This window comes from Caulobacter sp. (genome assembly GCF_017744445.1).
GTDB lineage: Bacteria > Pseudomonadota > Alphaproteobacteria > Caulobacterales > Caulobacteraceae > Caulobacter.
In genome coordinates, this window is sequence record NZ_JAGIBH010000016.1 from 1 (window position 1) to 23,361 (window position 23,361).

General features: G+C 66.1%; 22 protein-coding genes and 1 pseudogene. 21 read left to right on the top strand and 2 right to left on the bottom strand.

Annotation, left to right across the window (positions count from 1 at the left end; genetic code table 11):
- From nuoG to J7528_RS20180, 19 genes and pseudogenes are all read left to right on the top strand, one after another.
- On the top strand, window positions 1–1,626 hold a 1,626-nt coding region (nuoG, locus tag J7528_RS20090; RefSeq protein WP_291878117.1), incomplete at its 5' end, for an NADH-quinone oxidoreductase subunit NuoG.
- Window positions 1,627–1,629: 3 nt separating this feature from the next.
- Window positions 1,630–2,694 carry an NADH-quinone oxidoreductase subunit NuoH gene (gene nuoH / locus J7528_RS20095; protein ID WP_291878120.1) on the top strand — a complete coding sequence of 355 codons (1,065 nt, stop codon included), beginning with the start codon at window positions 1,630–1,632 and terminating at the stop codon, window positions 2,692–2,694.
- On the top strand, window positions 2,694–2,933 hold the full coding sequence (locus tag J7528_RS20100) for a hypothetical protein (protein WP_291878123.1): 240 nt from the start codon (window positions 2,694–2,696) through the stop codon (window positions 2,931–2,933). Before nuoH ends, J7528_RS20100 begins: the two co-directional genes overlap by 1 nt.
- A gap of 26 nt (window positions 2,934–2,959) precedes the next feature.
- Window positions 2,960–3,154, top strand: coding sequence for a hypothetical protein (locus J7528_RS20105; RefSeq protein WP_291878124.1), 195 nt, complete (start codon window positions 2,960–2,962; stop codon window positions 3,152–3,154).
- 10 nt (window positions 3,155–3,164) lie between these two features.
- Window positions 3,165–3,656 (top strand): NADH-quinone oxidoreductase subunit NuoI, encoded by a 492-nt coding sequence (gene nuoI, locus J7528_RS20110; RefSeq protein ID WP_184719347.1) that lies wholly within the window; start codon window positions 3,165–3,167, stop codon window positions 3,654–3,656.
- Window positions 3,657–3,738: 82 nt separating this feature from the next.
- Window positions 3,739–4,356, top strand: coding sequence for an NADH-quinone oxidoreductase subunit J (locus J7528_RS20115; RefSeq protein WP_291878130.1), 618 nt, complete (start codon window positions 3,739–3,741; stop codon window positions 4,354–4,356).
- Window positions 4,353–4,658: an NADH-quinone oxidoreductase subunit NuoK gene (gene nuoK / locus J7528_RS20120; RefSeq protein WP_172271469.1), complete on the top strand. Its 306-nt coding sequence runs from the start codon at window positions 4,353–4,355 to the stop codon at window positions 4,656–4,658. Before J7528_RS20115 ends, nuoK begins: the two co-directional genes overlap by 4 nt.
- 8 nt (window positions 4,659–4,666) lie before the next feature.
- Window positions 4,667–6,760, top strand: a complete 2,094-nt coding sequence (nuoL, locus tag J7528_RS20125; RefSeq protein WP_291878133.1) for an NADH-quinone oxidoreductase subunit L — start codon at window positions 4,667–4,669, stop codon at window positions 6,758–6,760.
- Window positions 6,757–8,259, top strand: a complete 1,503-nt coding sequence (locus J7528_RS20130; RefSeq protein ID WP_291878136.1) for an NADH-quinone oxidoreductase subunit M — start codon at window positions 6,757–6,759, stop codon at window positions 8,257–8,259. Before nuoL ends, J7528_RS20130 begins: the two co-directional genes overlap by 4 nt.
- The gene (gene nuoN, locus J7528_RS20135; protein ID WP_291878139.1) at window positions 8,252–9,712 is read left to right on the top strand and encodes an NADH-quinone oxidoreductase subunit NuoN; all 1,461 of its coding nucleotides are present in this window, start codon (window positions 8,252–8,254) and stop codon (window positions 9,710–9,712) included. Before J7528_RS20130 ends, nuoN begins: the two co-directional genes overlap by 8 nt.
- Window positions 9,699–10,454, top strand: a complete 756-nt coding sequence (locus tag J7528_RS20140; protein WP_291878141.1) for a biotin--[acetyl-CoA-carboxylase] ligase — start codon at window positions 9,699–9,701, stop codon at window positions 10,452–10,454. The genes nuoN and J7528_RS20140 overlap by 14 nt, the downstream gene beginning before the upstream one ends.
- Window positions 10,451–11,236: a type III pantothenate kinase gene (locus tag J7528_RS20145; protein WP_291878380.1), complete on the top strand. Its 786-nt coding sequence runs from the start codon at window positions 10,451–10,453 to the stop codon at window positions 11,234–11,236. Before J7528_RS20140 ends, J7528_RS20145 begins: the two co-directional genes overlap by 4 nt.
- Window positions 11,236–12,915, top strand: coding sequence for a ribonuclease J (locus J7528_RS20150; protein WP_291878144.1), 1,680 nt, complete (start codon window positions 11,236–11,238; stop codon window positions 12,913–12,915). The genes J7528_RS20145 and J7528_RS20150 overlap by 1 nt, the downstream gene beginning before the upstream one ends.
- Before the next feature lie 111 nt (window positions 12,916–13,026).
- On the top strand, window positions 13,027–13,443 hold the full coding sequence (gene mce, locus J7528_RS20155) for a methylmalonyl-CoA epimerase (RefSeq protein ID WP_099577617.1): 417 nt from the start codon (window positions 13,027–13,029) through the stop codon (window positions 13,441–13,443).
- Window positions 13,443–13,703 (top strand): DUF1467 family protein, encoded by a 261-nt coding sequence (locus J7528_RS20160; protein ID WP_291878154.1) that lies wholly within the window; start codon window positions 13,443–13,445, stop codon window positions 13,701–13,703. Before mce ends, J7528_RS20160 begins: the two co-directional genes overlap by 1 nt.
- An 18-nt stretch (window positions 13,704–13,721) precedes the next feature.
- Window positions 13,722–14,060: pseudogene (locus J7528_RS20165) on the top strand (hypothetical protein).
- Window positions 14,027–15,358 (top strand): proline--tRNA ligase, encoded by a 1,332-nt coding sequence (gene proS, locus J7528_RS20170; protein WP_291878156.1) that lies wholly within the window; start codon window positions 14,027–14,029, stop codon window positions 15,356–15,358. The pseudogene J7528_RS20165 and the gene proS overlap by 34 nt, the downstream one beginning before the upstream one ends.
- Window positions 15,358–16,638: a lipoprotein-releasing ABC transporter permease subunit gene (locus J7528_RS20175; protein WP_291878159.1), complete on the top strand. Its 1,281-nt coding sequence runs from the start codon at window positions 15,358–15,360 to the stop codon at window positions 16,636–16,638. The genes proS and J7528_RS20175 overlap by 1 nt, the downstream gene beginning before the upstream one ends.
- Window positions 16,631–17,320, top strand: a complete 690-nt coding sequence (locus J7528_RS20180; protein WP_291878162.1) for an ABC transporter ATP-binding protein — start codon at window positions 16,631–16,633, stop codon at window positions 17,318–17,320. The genes J7528_RS20175 and J7528_RS20180 overlap by 8 nt, the downstream gene beginning before the upstream one ends.
- Here the strand turns inward: J7528_RS20180 and J7528_RS20185 are convergent.
- Both J7528_RS20185 and J7528_RS20190 read right to left on the bottom strand, forming a co-directional pair.
- A complete protein-coding gene (locus J7528_RS20185) occupies window positions 17,317–18,546 on the bottom strand; it encodes a hypothetical protein (protein WP_291878165.1) in 1,230 nt (409 codons plus the stop codon). The two genes, J7528_RS20180 and J7528_RS20185, sit on opposite strands and share 4 nt — an antisense overlap.
- 44 nt (window positions 18,547–18,590) lie before the next feature.
- A complete protein-coding gene (locus J7528_RS20190; protein ID WP_291878382.1) occupies window positions 18,591–19,547 on the bottom strand; it encodes a nucleoside hydrolase in 957 nt (318 codons plus the stop codon).
- 156 nt (window positions 19,548–19,703) lie between these two features.
- Here J7528_RS20190 and sidA point away from each other — a divergent pair, with 156 nt between their 5' ends.
- Together sidA and dnaE are read left to right on the top strand one after the other, a co-directional pair.
- The gene (gene sidA, locus J7528_RS20195; protein WP_156136740.1) at window positions 19,704–19,793 is read left to right on the top strand and encodes a cell division inhibitor SidA; all 90 of its coding nucleotides are present in this window, start codon (window positions 19,704–19,706) and stop codon (window positions 19,791–19,793) included.
- A 29-nt stretch (window positions 19,794–19,822) separates the two neighbouring features.
- A complete protein-coding gene (gene dnaE, locus J7528_RS20200; RefSeq protein ID WP_291878170.1) occupies window positions 19,823–23,254 on the top strand; it encodes a DNA polymerase III subunit alpha in 3,432 nt (1,143 codons plus the stop codon).
- Window positions 23,255–23,361: the final 107 nt, after the last annotated feature.

Here is a 23,361-nt window from a genome sequence, read left to right on the forward strand (position 1 = left end):
CGCTGCATCCAGTGCACCCGTTGCGTCCGCTTCATCACCGAAGTCGCCGGCTCGCCGGAAATCGGCCTGATCTCGCGCGGCGAAGACGTTGAAATCACGACCTATCTGGGCGCGGCGGTGACGTCGGAGCTCAGCGCCAACGTCATCGACCTGTGCCCGGTCGGCGCCCTGACCTCCAAGCCCTACGCCTTCGAAGCCCGTCCGTGGGAACTGAAGAAGACCGAGAGCGTCGACGTCATGGACGCCCTGGGATCGTCGATCCGCGTCGACGCCCGCGGCTCGGCCGTGCTGCGCGTGCTGCCGCGCATCAACGAGGACGTCAACGAAGAGTGGATCTCGGACAAGACGCGCTACGCCGTCGACGGCCTGGGCCGTCAGCGTCTGGACCGTCCGTATGTCCGCGTGAACGGCAGCCTGAAGCCGGCCACCTGGGCCGAAGCCTTCGCCGCCGTCTCGCCCAAGATCAAGGCGACTTCGCCGGACCGCATCGGCGTCATCGCCGGCGACCTGCAGGACGCTGAAAGCCTGAAGGCGACCAAGGACCTCTTCACCGCCCTGGGCGTGAAGAACCTGGACAGCCGCCAGGACGGTTCGGCCCTGGGCGCTGGCCCGCGCGAGAGCTGGCTGTTCAACTCGACCCTGGCCGGCATCGAGAATGCCGACGTGGTCCTGTTCGTCGGCGCCAATCCGCGCCTCGAGGCCCCGGTCCTGAACGCTCGCTTCCGCAAGCAGTGGATCGCCGGCAAGACCCGCTTCGGCGTCATTGGCGAGCAGGCCGATCTGACGTTCGACTACGACTACCTCGGCGCCGGCGCCAAGACGCTGTCGGGCCTGGCCAAGGCCAAGAACGACTTCGTCGCCGCCCTGAAGGCCGCCGAGCGTCCCGCGATCATCATCGGCCAGGGCGCTCTGTCGCGCGCCGATGGCGCGGCGATCCTCAAGGCCGCCGCCGGCCTCGCCAAGACCGTCAAGGTCGTGCGCGAGGGCTGGAACGGCTGGAACGTCCTGCACACCGCCGCCGCGCGCGTAGCCGGCCTCGACATGGGCTTCGTCCCGACCGAGGGTGGCCTGTCGGCCGCCGACATGCTGAAGCCGGGCGCCGTTGACGTCCTGTTCCTGCTGGGCGCCGACGAGTGCGAGGCCTCGGCTTCGAGCGCTTTCAAGATCTATCTCGGCACGCACGGCGACGCCGGCGCGCACAAGGCCGACGTGATCCTGCCGGGCGCGGCCTATACCGAGAAGAACGGCCTCTATGTGAACACCGAAGGCCGCGTCCAGATGGGCCGCCGCGCGGTGTTCCCGAAGGGCGAGGCCAAGGAAGACTGGTCGATCCTGCGGGCTCTGTCCGAAGTGCTGGGTCACAAGCTGCCTTACGACAGCCTGGACCAGCTGCGCGCCAAGCTGTTCGCCGACCATCCGACCTTCGGCCAGATCGACTACGCACCGGGTTCCGTCGCCACGTCGTTCGATGTCGGCGCCCTGGGCGCTGACGGCGAGGCTTCGGACGCGCCGTTCGAAAGCCCGATCAAGGCTTTCCACCTGACCAACCCCATCGCGCGCGCCAGCGTGACCATGGCCGAATGTGCGGCCGTGGCTTCCGGCGCCGCCAAGATCGCGGCGGAGTAGACCGTGGGCCCGACGAATCCGCTTCTCTGGTTTGGTCTCACGACGGGCGGCATCCTGCTGGTCGTGATCTGGGTTCTGCTGAGCCTGGCCTTCCTGCTGCTCGCCGACCGCAAGATCTGGGCCGGCGTCCAGATGCGCAAAGGTCCCAACGTCGTTGGTCCCTTCGGCCTGCTGCAGTCCTTCGCCGACTTCTTCAAGTTCGTGCTGAAGGAAATCGTCATTCCGGCCGGCGCCGATAAGGCGATCTTCCTGCTGGCCCCGCTGATCAGCCTGATCCTGGGCTTCGTGGGCTGGGCCGTCGTGCCGTTCGCCCCGGGCTGGGTCGTGTCGAACCTCAATGTCGGCATCCTGTACCTGCTGGCGATGAGCTCGCTGGGCGTCTACGGCATCATCATGGGCGGCTGGGCTTCGAACTCGAAGTATCCGTTCCTGGGCGCGCTGCGTTCGGCCGCTCAGATGGTGTCGTACGAAGTCTCGATCGGCCTGATCATCATCACGGTGATCCTGCTGGCCGGCTCGATGAACCTGTCGACCATCGTCGAGAAGCAGTCGGGCTGGATCTGGAACTGGAACGTCTTCGGCGGCGGCGGTCTCAAGAACCTCGTCATCCTGCCGGTCATGGTCGTGGCCATGGGCATGTTCTACATCTCGGCCCTGGCCGAGACGAACCGTCCGCCCTTCGACCTTCCGGAAGCCGAATCCGAGCTCGTGGCCGGTTACCAGGTCGAGTACAGCTCGACCCCGTACCTGCTGTTCATGGTGGCCGAGTATTCGAACATCGTCCTGATGTGCGCCATGATCAGCGTGCTGTTCTTCGGCGGCTGGAACCCGGGCTTCCCGATCACCTTCACGGCCGGCTGGCCGCCGTTCCTGGTCAACTTCCTGTTGGCCTTGGTGTTTTACGCCAAGATCGTCTTCTGGTTCTTCATGTTCGCCATGGCCAAGGCCATCGTGCCTCGCTACCGCTACGACCAGCTGATGCGCCTGGGTTGGAAGGTGTTCCTGCCGACCTCGCTGGTGCTGGTGGCCGCGGTCGCCGCGTGGCGCGTGTTCGGTCCGGCGGCCTGATGCGCCGCGCCGCGATCCTTGCTCTGGGCCTGGTCGGCCTTGCCCTGAGCGCCTGTGCTGGCGTCGCGGCGGTGGACCGGTCCTATTCGCTGGGCGACGGGGTGGTCAGCTATGACGACCTCCGCCGCGAAGGCGACAAGTGCAAGGCGTCCGGCGGGACCATCCGGGCCAAGCAGGACGGGGGAGACCCCGCCCAGCTGTCGAACTACACCTGCGTCATTCCCAAGGCTGGGAAATGAGGCGGGTTGTTCTCGGGATCGTAGCGGTGGGCCTGCTGGCCGGCTGTTCGACCTGGGGACGCGGTATTCAGCGACCGCCGCAGCGGACGCACGATGAGCAGGTCGAGGCGCGACGTGATCGCGAGGCCAAGACCAACAAATGCGTCATCGAGCAGACGATGCGGCGGCAGCAGAAAGAGCAGGGCAGGGACGTCCGTCCTTTCCCCAAGGAAAAGTGTTAGGAGAGCTCTGGTGTTCCAGCGCATCACTCAAGCGGCCAAGGGCGCGGCCCTTCTGGACTTCGCCGGCGCCTTTGGCCTGGCCATGAAGTACCTGGTCGCGCCGAAGAAGACCGTGATCTATCCGAACGAGCGCGGCCCGCAGTCGCCTCGCTTCCGCGGTGAGCACGCCCTGCGTCGCTATCCGTCGGGCGAGGAGCGCTGCATCGCGTGCAAGCTGTGCGAGGCCATCTGCCCCGCGCAGGCGATCACCATCGAAGCCGAACCGCGCGAGGACGGCAGCCGCCGCACGACCCGCTACGACATCGACATGGTCAAGTGCATCTACTGCGGTCTGTGCCAGGAGGCCTGCCCGGTGGACGCCATCGTGGAAGGTCCGAACATCGAGTTCGCGACCGAGACCCGCGAAGAACTCTACTACGACAAGGAACGCCTTCTCGATAACGGCGACCGTTGGGAACGCCTGATCGCGAAGAATCTGGAGTTGGACGCGCCGTACCGCTAAACGGTCGGGCGAATCCGAAACAGGCGGTGCGTCGTCCGGCGCAGCGTCATTGGACTTAAGTTATCAGGGGAGCCCTGGGCCGATGCCCTTGCAGGCGATCGCTTTCTATTTGCTGGCATTCGTGACCATCGCGGCGGGTCTTCTCGTCGTGTCGGCGCGCAATCCCGTGCACTCGGTGCTCTTCCTGATCACCGCCTTCTTCTCGGCCGCCGGCCTCTTCGTCCTGTTGGGCGCCGAGTTCCTGGCGATGCTGCTGATCGTCGTCTATGTGGGCGCGGTCGCGGTGCTGTTCCTGTTCGTCGTCATGATGCTGGACGTCGACTTCGCCGAGCTCCGTCAGGGCTTCGCCCAGTACCTGCCAATCGGCGGTCTGGTCGGGGGCATCCTGACGCTGGAGATGGTGTTCGTCGCCGCCACGGTGGCCACCAACGGCGCGGCCTCGAAGAACCCGCTGCCGAACGCCTCGCCGGGCGGCGTCCCCAACACCGAAGCGATCGGTCGCGTGCTCTACACCGATTACGTCTTCTTCTTCCAACTGGCGGGCCTGGTGCTGCTGGTCGCCATGATCGGCGCCATCGTCCTGACCCTGCGCCACAAGCCGGGCGTCAAGCGCCAGGACATCGGCAAGCAGGTGGCCCGCACGCCCAAGACCGGCATGGAGCTGGTTCAGATCAAGCCGGGTGAGGGGATCTCCGAATGATCGGCCTGCCGCACTATCTCGTCGTCGCCGCGATCCTGTTCACGATCGGCGTCTTCGGCATCTTCGTGAACCGCAAGAACATCATCGTCATCCTGATGTCGATCGAGCTGATCCTGCTGGCGGTGAACATCAACCTCGTGGCGTTCTCGGCCTTCCTGCACGACGTGGCTGGGCAGATCTTCGCCATGTTCGTGCTGACCGTCGCCGCCGCCGAGGCGGCCGTGGGTCTGGCCATCCTTGTGACCTTCTTCCGAAACCGCGGCGACATCGCGGTTGACGACGCCAGCATGATGAAGGGCTAAGCGACGTCATGCAGACGCTTGTCACCATTCTCGTTTTCGCGCCGATCATCGCCGCGGCCATCGCCGGCCTGTTCGGCCGCCGCATCGGCAACGTGGCTTCGCAGTCGGTCACCACCGGCGCGCTGATCCTGGCTTGCGGCCTTAGCTGGTACACGTTCAGCCAGTGGACCTGGGGGCACATGGAGGCCTTCACGGTCAACCTGCTGCCGTTCATCCACATCGGCGACTTCCAGGCCAACTGGTCGATCCGTATCGACGCCCTGTCGGCGACCATGCTGATCGTGGTCACGACGGTCTCGGCCCTCGTGCACATCTATTCCTGGGGCTACATGGCCGAGGACGACAGCAAGCCGCGCTTCTTCGCGTACCTGTCGCTGTTCACCTTCGCCATGCTGTCGCTGGTCACCGCCGCCGACTTCATGCAGCTGTTCTTCGGCTGGGAAGGCGTGGGCCTGGCCTCGTACCTGCTGATCGGCTTCTGGTTCAAGAAGCCCTCGGCCAGCGCCGCCGCCATCAAGGCGTTCGTGGTCAACCGCGTCGGCGACTTCGGCTTCGCCCTGGGCATCATGACGACCTACTGGGCGTTCGGCACGATCCAGTTCGCCGAGCTGTTCCCGATGATCGCCAGCCACGCCGGCAAGACCTGGGAATTCGCCGGTCACGCCTGGCCGCTGATGGATATCGCCTGCTTCCTGCTGTTCATCGGCGCGATGGGCAAGTCGGCGCAGTTCTTCCTGCACACCTGGCTGCCGGACGCCATGGAAGGCCCGACCCCGGTGTCGGCCCTGATCCACGCGGCCACCATGGTCACCGCCGGCGTCTATATGCTGTGCCTGCTGTCGCCGATGTTCGAATACGCGCCCGTCGCCAAGAACATCGTCACGGTGATCGGCGCGGTGACGGCCCTGTTCGCCGCCACGGTCGGCCTGACCCAGAACGACATCAAGCGTGTGATCGCCTACTCGACCTGTTCGCAGCTGGGCTACATGTTCTTCGCGGCGGGCGTCGGCGCCTATCAGGCGGCCATGTTCCACCTGTTCACGCACGCCTTCTTCAAGGCTCTGCTGTTCCTGGGCGCCGGTTCGGTGATCCACGGCATGCACCACGAGCAGGACATGCGGAAGTACGGCAACCTGGCCAAGCTGCTGCCGGTGACCTTCCTGGCCATGACGATCGGCACGATCGCCATCACGGGCCTGGGCTTCCCGCCGCTGCACCTGGGCTTCGCCGGCTTCTACTCGAAGGACACCATCATCGAAGCGGCCTTCGCCGCCGGTGGCCACAATTCGATCGCCATGTTCGCGTGGGTGATCGGCGTGCTGGTGGCTGGCCTGACCTCGTTCTACTCGTGGCGCCTGGCCTTCTTCACCTTCAACGGCAAGGCGCGCTGGGGTCATGACGACCACCACGCTCACGACGATCACGCGCATGACGCCCATCACGGCGCCGCGCACGAGACGCACGACGAGCCGCTGGCCGATGACCACGCGCACGACGACCACGGTCACGGCCATGGCCATGGCCACGACCACAAGCCGCACGAGAGCCCGTGGGTGATGCTGTTCCCGCTGGTCGTGCTGTCGATCGGCGCGGTCGCCGCTGGCTTCGTGTTCGTTGACTACTTCGTCGGTCACCACCAGGAAGAGTTCTGGCGCGGCGCCATCTACACCGCCCACAGCAACCACGTGCTGCACCAAGCGCACGAAGTGGCAGAGTGGGTGAAGTGGAGCCCGCTGATCGCTTCGCTGATCGGCCTGATCGTCGCGGCCTATGTCTACCTGCTGAAGGGCGACGAGCGCCTGGGCCTGAAAATGGCCGAGCGCAAGGGTCCGCTGTACGTCTTCTTCTACAACAAGTGGTTCTTCGACGAGCTCTACGCGGCCACGTTCGTGCGCTTCGCCAAGTTCCTCGGCGACCTGTTCTGGAAGGGCGGCGACCAGAAGATCATCGACGGCCTGGGCCCGGATGGCGTCTCCAACCTCTCGTATGAGGTCGGCAAGCGCACCGGCAAGCTGCAGACCGGCTATCTGTACCACTACGCGTTTGTCATGCTGCTCGGCGTCGCCGGCCTGCTGACCTTCGCCCTGTACGCCTTCCGTTGAGGGGGACGGAGCTAATGAGCGGCCTTCTCAGCCTTACGACCTTCGCGCCGATCGTCGGCGTCGCGGTGATCCTCGCCGCGCGCGCCTTCAATGGTGCGAGCGAAAAGACCGACACCCTGGCCAAGTGGATCGCGCTCGTGACCACGCTGGTCACGTTCGGCCTGTCGATCCTCCTGACCGTCCAGTTCGACCCGAAGAACCCGGGCTTCCAGTTCGTGGAAGACTTCGCCTGGTTCGCGGGCATCCATTACCGCATGGGCGTCGATGGCATCTCGGTGCTGTTCGTCCTGCTCACCGCGTTCCTGCTGCCGATCTGTATCGTGGCCAGCTGGAAGTCGGTCGAGAAGCGCGTCGTCGAATACCTGATCGCCTTCCTGGTCCTGGAGACCCTGGTGATCGGCGTGTTCTGCGCGCTGGACCTGATCCTCTTCTACCTGTTCTTCGAGTTCGGCCTGGTCCCGATGTTCCTGATCATCGGCATCTGGGGCGGCAAGCGCCGAGTGTACGCGGCCTACAAGTTCTTCCTCTACACGCTGCTCGGCTCGGTGCTGATGCTGGCCGCTATCCTGGCGATGATCAGCATCTCGGGCACCTCGTCGATCCCGGTGCTGATGACGTTCAAGTTCGCGCCGTGGCTCCAGACCTGGCTGTGGCTGGCCTTCTTCGCCTCGTTCGCGGTGAAGATGCCGATGTGGCCGGTGCACACCTGGCTGCCCGACGCCCACGTCGAAGCCCCGACGGCCGGTTCGGTCATCCTGGCGGGCATTCTGCTGAAGATGGGCGGCTACGGCTTCATGCGTTTCAGCCTGCCGATGTTCCCGAACGCTTCGGAGCTGTTCCAGCCGCTGGTGTTCGCGATGTCGGCCATCGCCATCGTCTACACCTCGCTGGTCGCCTTCCGTCAGACCGACATCAAGAAGCTGATCGCCTATTCGTCGGTCGCCCACATGGGCTTCGTGACCATGGGCATCTTCTCGGGCAACGCGGCGGGCGAGCAGGGCGCTCTGTTCCAGATGCTGAGCCACGGGGTGATCTCCGGCGCGCTCTTCCTCTGCGTCGGCGTCGTCTACGACCGCATGCACACCCGCGAGATCGCCTTCTACGGCGGCCTGACCAACCGCATGCCGCACTACGCCTTCGTGTTCCTGCTGTTCACGATGGGCAATGTCGGCCTGCCGGGCACCTCGGGCTTCGTCGGTGAAATCCTGACCATGACCGGCGTCTATAAGGCCTCGACCTGGACGGCGATCGTGTCGGCCACCGGCGTGATCCTGTCGGCCATGTACGCCCTGACCCTGTACCGCCGGGTCATGTTCGGCGAGATCACCAATCCCGAGCTCAAGACCATCACCGATCTGGACGCTCGCGAGATCCTGCTGTTCGTGCCGCTGATCGCGATGACCCTGATCCTGGGCGTCTATCCCAATCTCGTGTTCAACCTGACCGCGACGTCTGTCGACGCGCTCGTCGGCGCCTGGCGCGCCGCCGTGGGTGGGTGAGGAGCCAATGACGTTTTCCGCCAACTTCTCACTCGTCCTGCCTGAGATCGTCCTGGCGATCGCGGCGCTGGTTCTGCTGGTCGCCGGCGCCTTCCGGGGCAAGGTCGGGGCCATCTTCACCCTGGCCGCCGTCGCCTCGCTGGTCGCGGCCGCCGCCACGGCGGTGCTGGGTCCGCACGGTCACGCCTTCGGCGGCGTCTACGCGGCCGACGCCGCGGCGACCTACGCCAAGGTGGCCATCTACCTCTCGAGCGCCATCGCCGTGGTGCTGGGCGACCGCTGGCTGGCCCAGCGCGGCGACCAGAAGTTCGAATACGCCGTCCTGGTCGTCCTGGCCGCTCTGGGCATGGGCGTCACCGCTTCGGCCGGCGACCTGATCAGCCTGTATGTCGGCGTCGAGCTGCAATCGCTGGCCCTGTACGTCCTGGCCGCCATGCGCCGCGACGACGCCAAGTCGTCGGAAGCGGGCCTGAAGTATTTCGTGCTGGGCGCGCTGTCGTCGGGCCTGCTGCTGTACGGCAGCTCGCTGATCTACGGCTTCACCGGTTCGACCCACTTCAGCCAGATCGCTCTGGCCGCCGCTCACGGCGGTTCGCACGGCGTGGGCCTGCTGTTTGGCCTGGTGTTCCTGATCTGCGGCCTGGCGTTCAAGGTCTCGGCCGCGCCGTTCCACATGTGGACCCCGGACGTCTATGAAGGCGCTCCGACCCCGGTCGTCGGCTTCTTCGCCGCCGCGCCGAAGCTGGCCGCCATGATGATGTTCGCCCGCGTGCTGGGCGACGCCTTCCCGGGCTCGGTCGACCAATGGCGCCAGATCCTGGTGATCGCCGCGCTGCTGTCGGTCTTCGTCGGCGCCTTCGCGGGCCTGGCCCAGACCAACCTCAAGCGCCTGTGGGCCTATTCGTCGATCGCCAATGTCGGCTACGCCCTGCTGGGTGTCGCCGCCGGCGGTGAAGTGGGCCTGCACTCGATGCTGGTCTTCATGGTGCTCTACATGGTCGACGTCACCGGCTTCTTCGCCTGCCTGCAGGCGCTGAACCGCGATGGCCGTCCGATGGAGACGATCGAAGACATGGCCGGCCTGATCAAGGAACGTCCGGGCATCGCCCTGGCCATGACCGCGTTTTCGCTGTCGGCCCTGGGCCTGCCGCCGTTCTCGGGCTTCTGGTCGAAGTACTATGTCTTCAAGGCCGCTCTGGGCACGGGCGACGTGATGCTGCAATGGGCCGCCGTTCTGGGCCTGGTCGGTTCGGTCGTCGCGGCGTTCTATTATCTGCGCCTGATCAAATCGATGTGGTTCGACGCGCCGGCCGGTTCGGTCGACGCCCCGTCGCCTTCGGCTCGCGCCGTCGGCTACGCGGCCGCGTTCTTCTCGTTCCCGATCGTGCTTGTGGCTCTGGTTTGGCTGGATCCCGCCGCCAAGGCCGCCGCGGCCGCCTTTGGTCACGCCTGACGTGACGGGCGTCCCGCCCGTCGTCGTTCTGGACGAGATCGACTCTACCAACGCCGAAGCCCGTCGCCGGGCCGAGGCGGGCGAGGCCGGCCCTGTGTGGCTGGTCGGCCTCCGCCAGACCTCGGGCCGCGGCCGTCGCGGCCGGGCCTGGGAAACGGGCGAAGGCAACCTCGCCGCCACGCTGCTCTTCCGCACTGACAAGCCGCCGGCCGAAGCCGCCCAGGTCTCGTTCGTCGCCGCCCTGGCCGTCGCCGACATGCTGGGCCAGTACGTGCCGGCCTCGCTGGTCAGCCTGAAGTGGCCGAACGACCCGCTGCTGGGCGGCCTGAAGGTCAGCGGCATCCTGATCGAGTCCGGAACCTCGCCGCAGGGCGGTCTGTGGATCGCCGCCGGCATCGGCGTGAACCTGGCCCGCAAGCCGATCGACGCCGAGCGTCCCGCCACCTCGATCGCCACCTATCGCGAGATCCCGCCGCCGCATCCGACCGAGGCCATCGAGGCCCTGGCCGGCGCGTTCGAGCGTTGGTTCCGCACCTGGGGCGCCCTGGGCTTCCCCGCCATCGCCGACGCCTGGACGGCCCGCGCCCACGGCCTGGGTGAGCCCTGTGTCGCCCGTCTGGGCACCGAAACGGTTGAGGGCATCGCCGAGGGCCTGGACGGGGACGGCGCTCTGCGCTTGCGTCTGGACGACGGCCGGATCCGCCGGATCACCGCCGGTGACGTCTTCTTTGGAGCCGCCTGATGCTGCTGGCCATTGAACAGGGCAACACCAACACCATGTTCGCCATTCACGACGGCTCGTCGTGGGTGGCCCAGTGGCGTTCGGCGACCGAGAGCACCCGCACCGCCGACGAGTATGTGGTGTGGCTATCGCAGCTGCTCTCGATGCAGGGCCTGGGTTTCCGGGCCATCGACGCGGTGATCATCTCCAGCGTCGTGCCGCAGTCGATCTTCAACCTGCGCAATCTCAGCCGCCGTTACTTCAACGTCGAGCCGCTGGTCATCGGCGAGAACGCCAAGCTGGGCATCGACGTGCGTATCCAGAAACCGTCCGAAGCCGGCGCCGACCGCCTGGTCAACGCGATCGGGGCGGGGATGGTCTATAAGGGGCCGCTGATCGTCATCGACAGCGGCACGGCCACCACCTTCGACATCGTAGCGGCCGACGGCGCCTTCGAGGGCGGCATCATCTCGCCCGGCATCAATCTTTCGATGCAGGCCCTGCACGAAGCGGCGGCCAAGCTGCCCCGCATCGCCATCCAGAAGCCGGCCGGTAACAGGATCGTGGGGACGGACACCGTCTCAGCGATGCAGTCCGGCGTGTTCTGGGGGTATATCTCTCTGATCGAGGGTCTCGTCTCGCGCATCAAGGCCGAGCGCGGCGAGCCCATGACCGTCATCGCCACCGGCGGCGTGGCCTCGTTGTTCGAGGGCGCCACCGATAGCATCGACCACTTCGACTCCGACCTGACGATACGGGGTCTTCTCGAAATCTATCGTCGAAACACCGTTTCCGAGACCTGATGAAAAAATCCAAGAGCGACGAGCTCGTCTTCCTGCCGCTGGGCGGGTCGAACGAGATCGGCATGAACTTCAATCTGTATGGCTTTGGCCCGGCGCACGATCGCAAGTGGATCGTCGTTGACCTGGGCGTGACCTTCGGCGACCAGACGACGCCTGGCGTCGAGATCATTCTGCCGGACCCGACCTATATCGAGCCCTATGCTGACGACATCGTCGGCATCGTCCTGACCCACGCGCACGAAGACCACCTGGGCGCGGTGCACTGGCTGTGGCCGCGCTTGAAAGCGCCGGTCTACGCCACGCCATTCACCGCTTTCCTGCTGCGCGAGAAGCTGCGCGACGCCGACCTGCTGGACGAGGTGTCGATCACCGAAGTACCGCTGGGCGGTAAGTTCTCGCTGGGTCCGTTCGACCTGGAGCTGATCACCCTGACGCACTCGATCCCCGAGCCGAACGGCCTGGCGATCAAGACGCCGCTGGGTACGATCCTGCACACCGGCGACTGGAAGATCGACCCCGAGCCCCAGCTGGGCGCCCCGACCGACGAAGCCGCCATCCGCCGCCTGGGCGACGAGGGCGTGCTGGCCATGGTCTGCGACAGCACCAACGTCTTCGTCGAAGGCGAAGCCGGCTCGGAAGCCGACGTCCGCGTGGCGCTGGGCAACCTGATCCAGAGCCTGTCGGGCAAGATCGCCGTGGCCTGCTTCGCCTCGAACGTGGCGCGCATGGACACCGTGATCCGCGCGGCCCAGGCCAGCGGCCGAAAGGTTTGCCTGGCCGGCCGCTCGATGCACCGCATGGCCGCAGCTGCGCGTTCGGTCGGACTGCTGCAGGGCCTGGAGCCCTTCATCACTGACGACCAGGCCAAGCACATGGGCGAGGACGAGATCCTCTTCCTGTGCACCGGCAGCCAAGGCGAGGCCCGCGCGGCCCTGTCGCGCATCGCCGACGGCAGCCATCCGCATGTGAAGCTGGGGCAGGGCGACCACGTGATCTTCAGCTCGCGGGTGATCCCGGGCAACGAGATCCCGATCCGCAACCTGCAGAACAAGCTGGCCGATCGTGGCGTGCGCCTGCACACCGAGCGCGACACGCCCGGCATCCACGTCTCGGGCCACCCGTGCCGTGAAGAGCTGCGCCAGATGTACGCGTGGGTTCGCCCGCACATTGCCGTGCCGACCCACGGCGAGCGCCGCCACCTGATCGAGCACGCCGCCTTCGCCAAGGACCTGCAGGTCCCGCACGCGGTCAGCCCGCGCAACGGCGACATGGTGCTGCTGGCCCCCGGTCAGCCCGGCATCATCGACGAGGTGCCGGCCGGTCGTCTGTACGTGGATGGCGGCGTGGTCACGCCCGAGAACGGCGACGCCCTGCGCGAGCGCCGGCACGCGGCGTTCAACGGCATCCTGGCCGTGTCGATCGTGCTGGACGGCCGCAACAAGATCGTTTCGGGTCCGCAGGTGCGCGGCATCGGCCTGACCGGCGACGAGGAATACAGCCTGGACGACGCCCTGGACGACCTCGCCGAGGAAGCCGAGGGCGCCTACAAGAAGCTGGATGGCGACGCTCGCGAGATCGACGAGACCATCGAGAGCGCCATCTCCCGCGCCGTGAAGAAGGCCGCGTTCCGTATCTGGGAGCGCAAGCCGGTCGTCGAGACGACGGTCCTGCGCATCTAGTGAAGGCAGGGCGGCCACGGAAACGCCGTGGTCGCCCTATCTTTCCGCGCCGCGGACCTGGTGCTAGGCCAATCGGCAAAGACCAGAAAAGCGCAGCGGGAGTTCCCTGGAATGATCGGCAAGCTCAACCACGTCGGCGTCGCCACGCCGTCGATCGACGACTCGGTCAAGATGTACCGCGACCTCTTGGGCGCCACCTCGGTCACCGAGAAGTGGGCGATGCCCGAGCAGGGGGTCTGGGTTTGCTTCGTCAACCTGCCCAACAGCCAGATCGAGCTGATCGAGCCCTATGGCGAGAGCTCGCCGATCCACGGCTTCCTGGCCAAGAACCCCAAGGGTGGCCAGCACCACATCTGCTTCGAGGTCGAGAACATCTACGAAGCCCGCGATGACCTGGTGGCCAAAGGCGCGACCGTGCTGGGCGAGCCCCGCATCGGCGCCCACGGCACGATGATCATCTTCGTTCACCCCAAGGACATGGGCGGCCTGCTGGTCGAGCTCATGGAAACGCCCAAGGACGCTCACTGATGAGCCCGATTACCTGGTTCGCCATCTACCTGACCATCTGGTGGACGGTGCTGTTCGCCGTGCTGCCGCTGGGCTCGCAAAGCTTTCACGAGGCCGGCGTCACGCCGCCGCCAGGCGTGGATCCTGGCGCGCCGCTGAACCCGAACCTGAAGCGTAAGTTCATCACCACGACCTGGGTCTCGGCCGTCGTGTTCGTGCTGTTCTTCCTGACCGTGCACTTTCACCTGGTGACTCTGCCGGATCTTCCAGCCGCCACGTGACGTGCGGATGCACAAGCCTTGGGCGCGGAGCGGTCGATTTGCCCGCATTCGCCCAAGGCTTGGGCGAACCGCCTCATTGTTAGCGCTTCCCATGGATGGCCGTGCCCCAACACGTGTTCGGGCGGTAAGGTGACTTCAGGAGATCGGCCTAGCCGGTCTCGCTCTGTGGCGTCTTCCCCGACGATGACTTGAAAGGCCGCGCGGCGATCCGCGCGGCCTCTCTTTTTTCTACGGCGGAGCCTTAGTTTGGCCTCGCGCGTTGCCAAGCTGTCGGGGGAGGGGCTATCTCAGGCCCTTCTCGAATTCCCGGAGTTTCCACGCGCATGCGCTTGTCGCGCTATTTCCTGCCGGTGCTGAAGGAAGCACCGTCCGACGCCCAGATCGTTTCGCACCAGCTGATGCTTCGCGCCGGCATGATCCGCCAGGAAGCGGCGGGCATCTATGCCTGGCTGCCACTGGGTCTGCGCGTGCTGAACAAGATCGAGCAGATCGTCCGCGAGGAAATGGATCGCGCCGGCGCCATCGAGCTCTTGATGCCGACCATCCAGCTGGCCGAGCTGTGGCGCGAAAGCGGTCGCTACGACGACTACGGCGACGAGATGCTGCGCATCACCGACCGTCACAAGCGCGAGCTGCTGTTCGGCCCGACCGCCGAGGAAGTCGTCACCGACATCTTCCGCGCCTCGGTCAAGAGCTACAAGGACCTGCCCAAGAACCTCTACAACATCCAGTGGAAGTTCCGCGACGAGCGCCGTCCGCGCTTTGGCGTGATGCGCGGCCGTGAGTTCCTGATGAAGGACGCCTACAGCTTCGACCTCGACGCCGAGGGCGCGCGCAAGTCCTACAACCGCATGTTCGTGGCCTATCTGAACCTGTTCGCGCGGATGGGCCTGAAGGCGGTGCCGATGCGCGCCGACACCGGCCCGATCGGCGGCGACCTCAGCCATGAGTTCATCGTCCTGGCCGAGACCGGTGAAAGCGCCGTCTTCTGCCACAAGGACCTGGTCGAGATGCCGGCTCCCGGTCCGGATCTGGATTGGGCCAACGGCGATCTGCAGCCGCTGGTGAACCAGCGCACGGCGCTGTACGCCGCGACCGAGGAAATGCACGACGAAGCCGCCTTCAACGCCCTGCCGGAAGGCGACCGCCTGTCGGCGCGCGGCATCGAGGTCGGCCACATCTTCTCGTTCGGCACCAAGTATTCCGAGCCGATGAAGGCCACGATCCAAGGTCCGGATGGCCAGCAAGTCCCGGCCCAGATGGGCAGCTACGGCGTCGGCGTCTCGCGTCTGCTAGGCGCGATCATCGAGGCCAGCCATGACGAAGGCGGCATCATCTGGCCGGAAAGCGTCGCGCCGTTTGATGTCGGCATCGTCAACATGCGGCAGGGCGACGCTGCCTGCGACGCGGCTTGCGAGACCGCCTACAACGCGCTGAAGGCCGCCGGTAAGGACGTGCTGTACGACGATACCGACGCCCGCGGCGGCGCCAAGTTCGCCACCATGGACCTGATCGGTCTGCCCTGGCAGCTGATCGTCGGCCCCAAGGGCATCGCCGAGGGCGTGGTCGAGATCAAGAACCGCAAGACCGGCGAGCGTCACACCGCCTCGCTCGAATCCGTCCTCGACGGCCTGACCAAGAGCAAGACCGCCTGATGCCAGACGCCCGCGCCGCCGGTCCCTTCAGTCGCTGGGAGCGCTCTGTCGCTCGCCGGTATCTGTTCGCCAAGCGCAAGAACGGCGGCGTGGCGCTGATCTCGGTCATCTCGTTCAGCGCGGTGATGTTGGCGGTCTTCGCCCTCATCACCGTGATGAGCGTCATGAACGGCTTCCGAGCCGAGCTGCTGGGCCGGATCCTCGGCTTCAACGGCCACCTCTACGCCCAGTCGCCGATGATCAACGGCCCTGACCGCGACACCGTGATCCGCCGGATCAAGGCCGCGCCGGGCGTCATCCAGGCCGCGCCGATGGTCGAGGCCCAGGCCATGGTGCTGGGCCCGACCCAGGTGACCGGCGCCATCGTGCGTGGGGTCACCACCAGCGACCTGCGGCACATGTCGCTGATCGCCGGCAATATCAAGAAAGGCTCGATGGACGGCTTCGGCGTCGGCGAGTACGGCGGCGAGATCGTGCTGATCGGCGACCGTATGGCCCAGAGCCTGGGCGTGCAGCCTGGTGACCCCATCACCCTGATCTCGCCCTCGGGCCCGTCGACCGCCTTCGGCAGCTCGACCCAGGAAAAGAACTACATCGTCGGCGGCGTCTTCAGCGTCGGCATGAGCCAGTTCGACGAGGCCTTCGTCTACATGCCGCTGGCCCAGGCCCAGCTGTTCTTTGGCCGCGACACCTCGGTCGACTATGTCGAGATCAAGCTCGACGACCCCGACAAGGCCAAGGCGCTGAAGCACGACGTCGAGGTCGCCAGCGGCCCCGGCGCCCTGGTCAGCGACTGGCAGGACAAGAACCACAGCTACTTCACCGCCCTGCAGGTCGAGCGGAAGGTCATGCGCCTGATCCTGGGCTGCATCGTCGCCATCGCCACCCTGAACATCATCTCCAGCCTGGTCATGCTGGTGAAGAACAAGGGCAAGGACATCGCCATCCTTCGCACCATGGGCGCGGGGCAGGGCGCGATCCTGCGGATCTTCGTCATGGCCGGCGCCTCGATCGGCGTGGCCGGCACGCTGTGCGGCCTGGCCCTGGGCGCGCTGTTCTGCACCTACATCACGCCCATCCAGAACTTCGTGGAATGGGCCACCGGCACGGCCGTCTTCAGCGCCGACGTCTACATGCTCTCGCACATCCCGGCGAAGATCGACTGGACCGAGGTCGCGGGCATCGTGACCCTGTCGGCCCTGTTCAGCGTGCTGGCGACCCTGCCGCCGGCCTGGCGCGCCTCGCGTCTCGATCCGGTGGAGGCGCTTCGTTATGAGTGATCCGATCCTGGCCCTACGTGGGGTCGAGCGCGTCTACAAGACCGAGGCTGGCCCGCTGCCGGTGCTGCGCGGCGTCGATATCGACGTTTATCCGGGCGAGGTCGTCGGCCTGATCGGGCCTTCGGGCTCGGGCAAGTCGTCGCTGTTGCACTCTGCGGGTCTGCTCGAGCGGCCTGACGCTGGTCTGGTGGCCCTGGAAGGCCGCGACTGCTCCAAGCTGTCCGAGCGCGTCCGCACCCGTATCCGTCTGGGCACGGTGGGCTTCGTCTACCAGTTCCACCACCTGCTGCCCGAGTTCTCGGCCATCGAGAACGTGGCCATGCCGCTGACCATCGCCGGCAAGAGCCGCAAGGAAGCCGAGAGCCGCGCTCGGGAACTGCTGGAAGGTCTGGGCCTGGGTCACCGCCTGACCCACCAGCCGGCCCAGATGTCCGGCGGCGAGCAGCAACGCGTCGCCATCGCCCGCGCCCTGGCCAATCATCCCAAGCTTCTGCTGGCCGACGAGCCGACCGGCAATCTGGACCCGGCCACCTCGGCGGCGGTGTTCCAGGCCCTGTACCAGACCTGCCGCCAGCAGGGCGTCGCGGCCGTGATCGCCACGCACAACATGGAACTGGCCCGCTACATGGACCGCGTGGTCGCCCTGAAGGACGGCCACCTGGAAACCCAAAGCTTCAGCTAGAACTGATGGCGGAAGGCGGTCTGCACGACCGTCTGACGCTGGCGAGGGTCCAGGGCGAACCGCGTGCGATCACGGCGGAAGCTGTCGATATACAGCGCCTCGAACACGATCTGGGCGTTCGGCTTGACGTCCCAGCGATAGGCCGCCAGCCCCGACCAGCCGTGCTCGGCATTGTTGTCGAAGGCCTTGTTGGTGCGGTCCGTCGTCGAGAAGTGATCCAGGCGCGCGGTCGCCGAGCCCGGTCCCAGCGCCTTGCTGGCCGAGACATAGGCCGCCTCGAACCCGACGTCCGCCCAGATGCCGAAGGCGTTCGAATAGCCCATCAGGGTCTCGCCGGTCATGACCTGGGCCTTCACCGCGACGGTGTCCAGGTCCAGGCGCATGCCGAGGTTCCAGAACCGGGTCTCCCACGACCATTCGCGATTGGCGTCGACGCTGGTGCGGTCGCCTTCGTTGTCATAGCGGAAAAGGTCGAAGGCCAGGCGCGACGATGGCCGCCACTCGATCCGGCCGTAATAGCCGAACCGGCCGTCGATCTCGGCCAGGGGCGTGGTCGACGGGGCCTGGCGAGAAGCCATGCGGCCGGCCAAGGGCGGCAGCGGGAAGCGACCGAACACCGGCGACTTGATGTCGTGCAGCGCCCAGCCGCGGAAGGTCAATTCGGTGCCCGAGGTGTCGCCGTTCTTGAACACTCCGGCCGTAAACCCGAAAGTCTGGCCGGCCAGGCTGCGCCGGATCGTGGCCTCGACCCCGACGACCTTGGTCTCCTCGGCCACCCAGCTGTTGATCGCCGAAGGGGTGATGGTGTCGGGCACGGACCAGTCCAGGCCGTCGTGCTCCAGCGAGATCGTCGGATAGAACACGCCGGCCCGGGCCGAAAGGCGTAGAGCCGAGCCCGGCCGAGAACGATAGGCTAGATAGCCTTCGCCCATGTCGACCAGATGCCGCTGGCCGTCCTGACTCTCGGCCACGATCACGGCCGACAGGGTGTCGGAAAAGCGCGGGTTCCAGACTAGGGCGGCTTCGCCCAGGCGCAGGCCCTGGTGATCGTCGCCGAACCGGGCCTTGCCCAGGCCGCCGTCGATCCAGGACGTCTCGCCATCGGCAGCCGCCAGGCGCAGATCGACCAGGCCCGAAAGGGTGTCGCGGGAGAACAGGTCCGCTTGCGCGCAAGCCGAACCGGCGCTCGCCAAGACCAGGGCCGTCCCCACAACGGTCGAAGTCACTCTCCCCATGACAGGGAGACTGCGGGACGACCGCTGCGATTGCGTTAAAGCAGGGCCTGTTTCATGGCGGCGAAAAAGCCGGCCTGATCGATCTTCTTGATCACCCGTGCATTGGGCGGCCGACGCTTCAGGGCCGGGTCGGCGATCTCGATGTCCGGCAGGATAGAGTGTGAGACGCTGAGGTAGCCACGTGTCAGCTCGCCCATGGTCTCGACGTCGACCACGCAGTCCTCGGCTTTCAGGATCAGGCGCTCATCCAGGGCGATGGCGCAGGTGAGGGCGTCCGGGTGCAGGCTGCCGTCCAGTCCCTCGGTCTCGCGGGCGAAGGCCAGCGAGGCGCGGTTCACGTCGGTGAAGAACTTGGCCTTGTCGGTGCCCAGGGCTTCCAGCTCCGCCAGTTGCGCGGTGCTCCACAGGCCGTCGTTCAGCGTCAGGGTCCAGGTGGCGATCGACAGGTTGAAGCCGGCATTGACGACGATCTTGGCCGCCTCGGGATCGACATAGAAATTGTACTCGGCGGCCGGGGTGACGTTCCCGACGCCATTGTCCGTGCCGCCCATGACCCACAGATGCTTCAGCGCCTTGGCGATGCGCGGTTCGCGCAGATAGGCCAGGGCGATGTTGGTCAGCGGCGCCTGGGCGATCAGGGTGATCTCTCCGGGCGCGTCCATGATCCGCCGCACCAGCTCGTCGACCGCGTGGCCGTCGGCGGGGCGCTGGGCGGCTTCTGGAAAGCCGCTGTCGCTCATGCCGTCGTGGCCGAACACATAGGCGGCGTCCAATGGCGCGCGCGTGAACGGCGCCTGGGCGCCCAGATAGACCGGCACGCCGGCCTTGCCGCATTGCTCCAGCGTGACCAGGGCGTTCTCGGCATGCTGGACGAAGCCGACATTGCCGTGGGCGATGGTGATGGCCTCGACGGTCACGCCGGGGCGGGTGAGGGCGAGCATCAGGGAGAAGACGTCGTCGCCGGCGGTGTCGGTGTCGATGATCAGGCGCATGGCGCCGATCTGAACCGATCCGGCGGGCTTGGCCATAGGGACGGGGCGCCTATCGAGTGACTCGGGCGAAGAAAATGTGGTGGAACGTCGCGGAACATCTTGTGAACAGAACAAAACCGGAATATGGAACAAAACAAGAAATCTGTGGAGGTTCCGATGATCCGTATCGCGCGTGAGTCTCTGGCCCTTGTGTCGGTCGCCAGCTTCGTATGGATGATGTGTACGGTCGCCCAACTGGTGGCCTGAGTCTTTTGGTCGTGTAGCGGAGGTCGGTCATGGCGGACGGGGAAGGACAGGGTTTCGTCCACCTGCGGGTCCGCTCGGCCTATTCGCTGCTCGAGGGCGCCATCAAGGCCGACCAGATCGGCAAGCTGGCCGCCGCGGCGGGCATGCCGGCGGCGGCGATCGCCGACCGGGCCAACCTGTTCGGGGCGCTGGAATATTCGTCCTACGCCAAGGACGCGGGGGTCCAGCCGATCATCGGCTGCGCCATTCCCGTCACCGGCATCGGCGGCGGCCCGACCGAGCGCTGGGCCCGCGCGCCGACGATCATGCTGCTGGCCCAGAACGAGCTGGGCTATCTGAACCTCTCCGAGCTGTCGTCGATCGCCTATCTCGACAGCGCCGAACTGCCTGAACCGGTCGTGCCGTGGGCCAAGGTCGCCGAGTACAGCGAAGGCCTGATCATGCTGTCGGGCGGCACGGACGGTCCGGTCGACGCCCTTTATGCCGCAGGCAAGAACGCCGAGGCGTCGGCCGCCCTGGCCGAGATGCACCGGGTGTTCGGTGACCGGTTCTATGTCGAGCTGCAACGCCACGGCCTGCCCAAGCAGGCGGCCGCCGAGGCGGGCCTGGTCAACTGGGCCTATGACCATGACGTGCCGCTGGTCGCCACCAACGACGTCTATTTCGCCAAGGAAAACTTCTACGACGCGCACGACGCGCTGCTGTGCATCGCCGACGGCTCGTTCGTCGGACAGGACGAGCGTCGCCGCGTCACGCCCGAACACTGGTTCAAGCCGGCGGCGGACATGCGCAAGCTGTTCTCCGACCTGCCGGAAGCCTGCGACAACACCCTGGATATCGCCCGCCGCTGCGCCTTCATGGTGCACAAGCGCGATCCCATCCTGCCTAGCTTCCCGACCGGCGATGGCCGTAACGAAGCCGAGGAGCTGCGCTACCAGGCGCGCGAGGGCCTGAAGATGCGCCTCGAAGGGCTGACGATGTCGGCCACTTTGGAGGAGTATGAGAAGCGGCTCGAGTTCGAGCTGAACATCATCGAGAAGATGGGGTTCCCCGGCTACTTCCTGATCGTCTCGGACTTCATCAAATGGGGTAAGAACCACGGCATTCCGGTTGGTCCGGGGCGGGGTTCGGGCGCCGGTTCGCTGGTCGCCTGGGTGCTGACCATCACCGACCTGGACCCGCTGCGGTTCGGCCTGCTGTTCGAGCGCTTCCTCAATCCCGAGCGGGTTTCGATGCCCGACTTCGACGTCGACTTCTGTCAGGAGCGACGCGAAGAGGTGATCTCCTACGTGCAGGAGAAGTACGGCCGCGACCGCGTGGCCCAGATCATCACCTTCGGTTCGCTGCAGGCCCGCGCCGTGCTGCGCGATGTCGGCCGCGTGATGCAGCTGCCGCTGGGTTTGGTCGACCGTCTCTGCAAGATGGTGCCCAACAACCCGGCCGCGCCGGTGACCCTGGCCCAGGCCATCGACCTGGAGCCGCGCCTGAAGCAGGCCAAGAAGGAAGACGCCAACGTCTCGGCCTGTCTGGACGTTGCCCTGCAGCTGGAAGGCCTGTTCCGCAACGCCTCGACCCACGCCGCCGGCGTCGTGATCGGCGACCGGCCGCTGACCCAGCTGACTCCGCTGTACAAGGATCCGCGCTCGGACCTGCCGGCCACCCAGTTCAACATGAAGTGGGTCGAAAGCGCCGGCCTGGTGAAGTTCGACTTCCTGGGCCTGAAGACCCTGACCGTGCTGGACCGCGCGGTGAAGCACCTGAAGAAGCGCGGCTTCGAGATCGACCTGGGCAAGCTGCCCTTTGACGACACCACGACCTACGAATTGCTCGCTTCCGGCCAGACGGTCGGCGTGTTCCAGCTGGAAAGCCAGGGCATGCGGGACACGCTGCGCAAGATGCGCTGCGGCTCGATCGAGGAGATCACCGCGCTGATCTCGCTCTATCGCCCGGGCCCGATGGATAACATCGATACCTTCGTCGACTGTAAGTTCGGCCGAAAGCCCGTCGACACCCTGCACCCATCGCTGGAGACGGTGCTGAAGGAGACCTACGGCGTCATCGTCTACCAGGAACAGGTGATGCAGATCGCCCAGATCCTGGCGGGCTACAGCCTGGGCGAAGCCGACCTTCTGCGTCGCGCGATGGGTAAGAAAAAGAAGGAGGAGATGGATCTCCAGAAGATCCGTTTCGTCTCCGGCGCCAAGGAAAAGAACGTCCCTGAGGAACAGTCGGGCTCGATCTTCGAACTGGTGGCCAAGTTCGCCGGCTACGGCTTCAACAAGTCGCACGCCGCCGCCTATGCCTTCATCTCGTACCAGACGGCCTGGCTGAAGGCGAACACGCCGGTCGAGTTCTTCGCCGCGTCGATGAGCCTCGATCTGTCGAACACCGACAAGCTGGCCGTCTTCCACCAGGACGCTCGCAAGTTCGAGATCAATGTCCGGGCCCCGGACGTCAATGTCTCGGGCGCCGACTTCGAGGTCGAGAACGGCGAGGTGCTTTACGCCCTGGGCGCCATCCGCAACGTCGGTCTGGAAGCGATGAAGCACCTGGTGGCGATCCGCGACGAGGGCGGACCGTTCCGCGACATCTTCGACTTCGTCGAGCGCATCGATCCCAAGCAGGTCAACAAGCGCGCCATCGAAAACCTGGCGCGGGCCGGGGCTTTCGACCAGATCCACAAGAACCGCGCCCAGATCGTGGCCTCGGCCGACGTGCTGATCGCCCACGCCCAGAGCTGCCACGCCGATCGCCAGGGCGGGCAGGGCGGTTTGTTCGGCTCTGATCCAGGGGCGGGGCGTCCGCGCCTGTCCAAGACCGAGAACTGGAACCAGGTCGACCTGCTGGACGAAGAGCTGTCGGCCGTCGGCTTCTACCTGACCGGTCACCCGCTGGAAGACGTGGTCGGCATGCTGCGCCGCCGGCGCGTGGCCCTTGTGACCGAGGCCATGGGGCAGGCCGAGGCCGGCATGGAAGCCCTGCGCATGTGCGGCGTGGTCCGTCGCCGCCAGGAGCGCGCCTCGCAGAGCGGTGAAAAATTCGCCTTCGTCTCATTGTCGGATCCGTCCGGTGAGTACGAGGTGCTGTTCCCGCCCGAGAGCCTGCGCAAGTGTCGTGACGTGCTGGAACCGGGCAAGGCCGTGGTCATCAAGGTCCGCGCCAAGGCTCGGGACGGCGAGGTCCGTTTCTTCGGCGACGACGCCGAACCGCTCGAGAAGGCTATCGAGAACGTCGTGGCCGGTCTGCGGGTCCACCTGTCGCCGTCGGCCACCGAGATCGAGGCGCTCAAGCGCCGCCTGGAGCCGGCCCAGGGCCAGAAGGGCGGCGAGGTCACCTTCGTCGCCGCGATTGGCGGCGGTCGCGAGATCGAGCTGCGCCTGCCGGGGCGGTATTCGCTGGATGCGGCTCTGCGGGGCGCGCTGAAGACCGCGCCGGGCGTGGCGCTGCTGGAAGATGTGTAGGAATATTTTCCTATTTTGGTGCGAGCGCTGGACTTGTCGGTGTGAGAGGGATTCGAACTCTCGATAGAACTTGGCGCTGATGGACGTGTGAATGAGCCCGAAGCGGG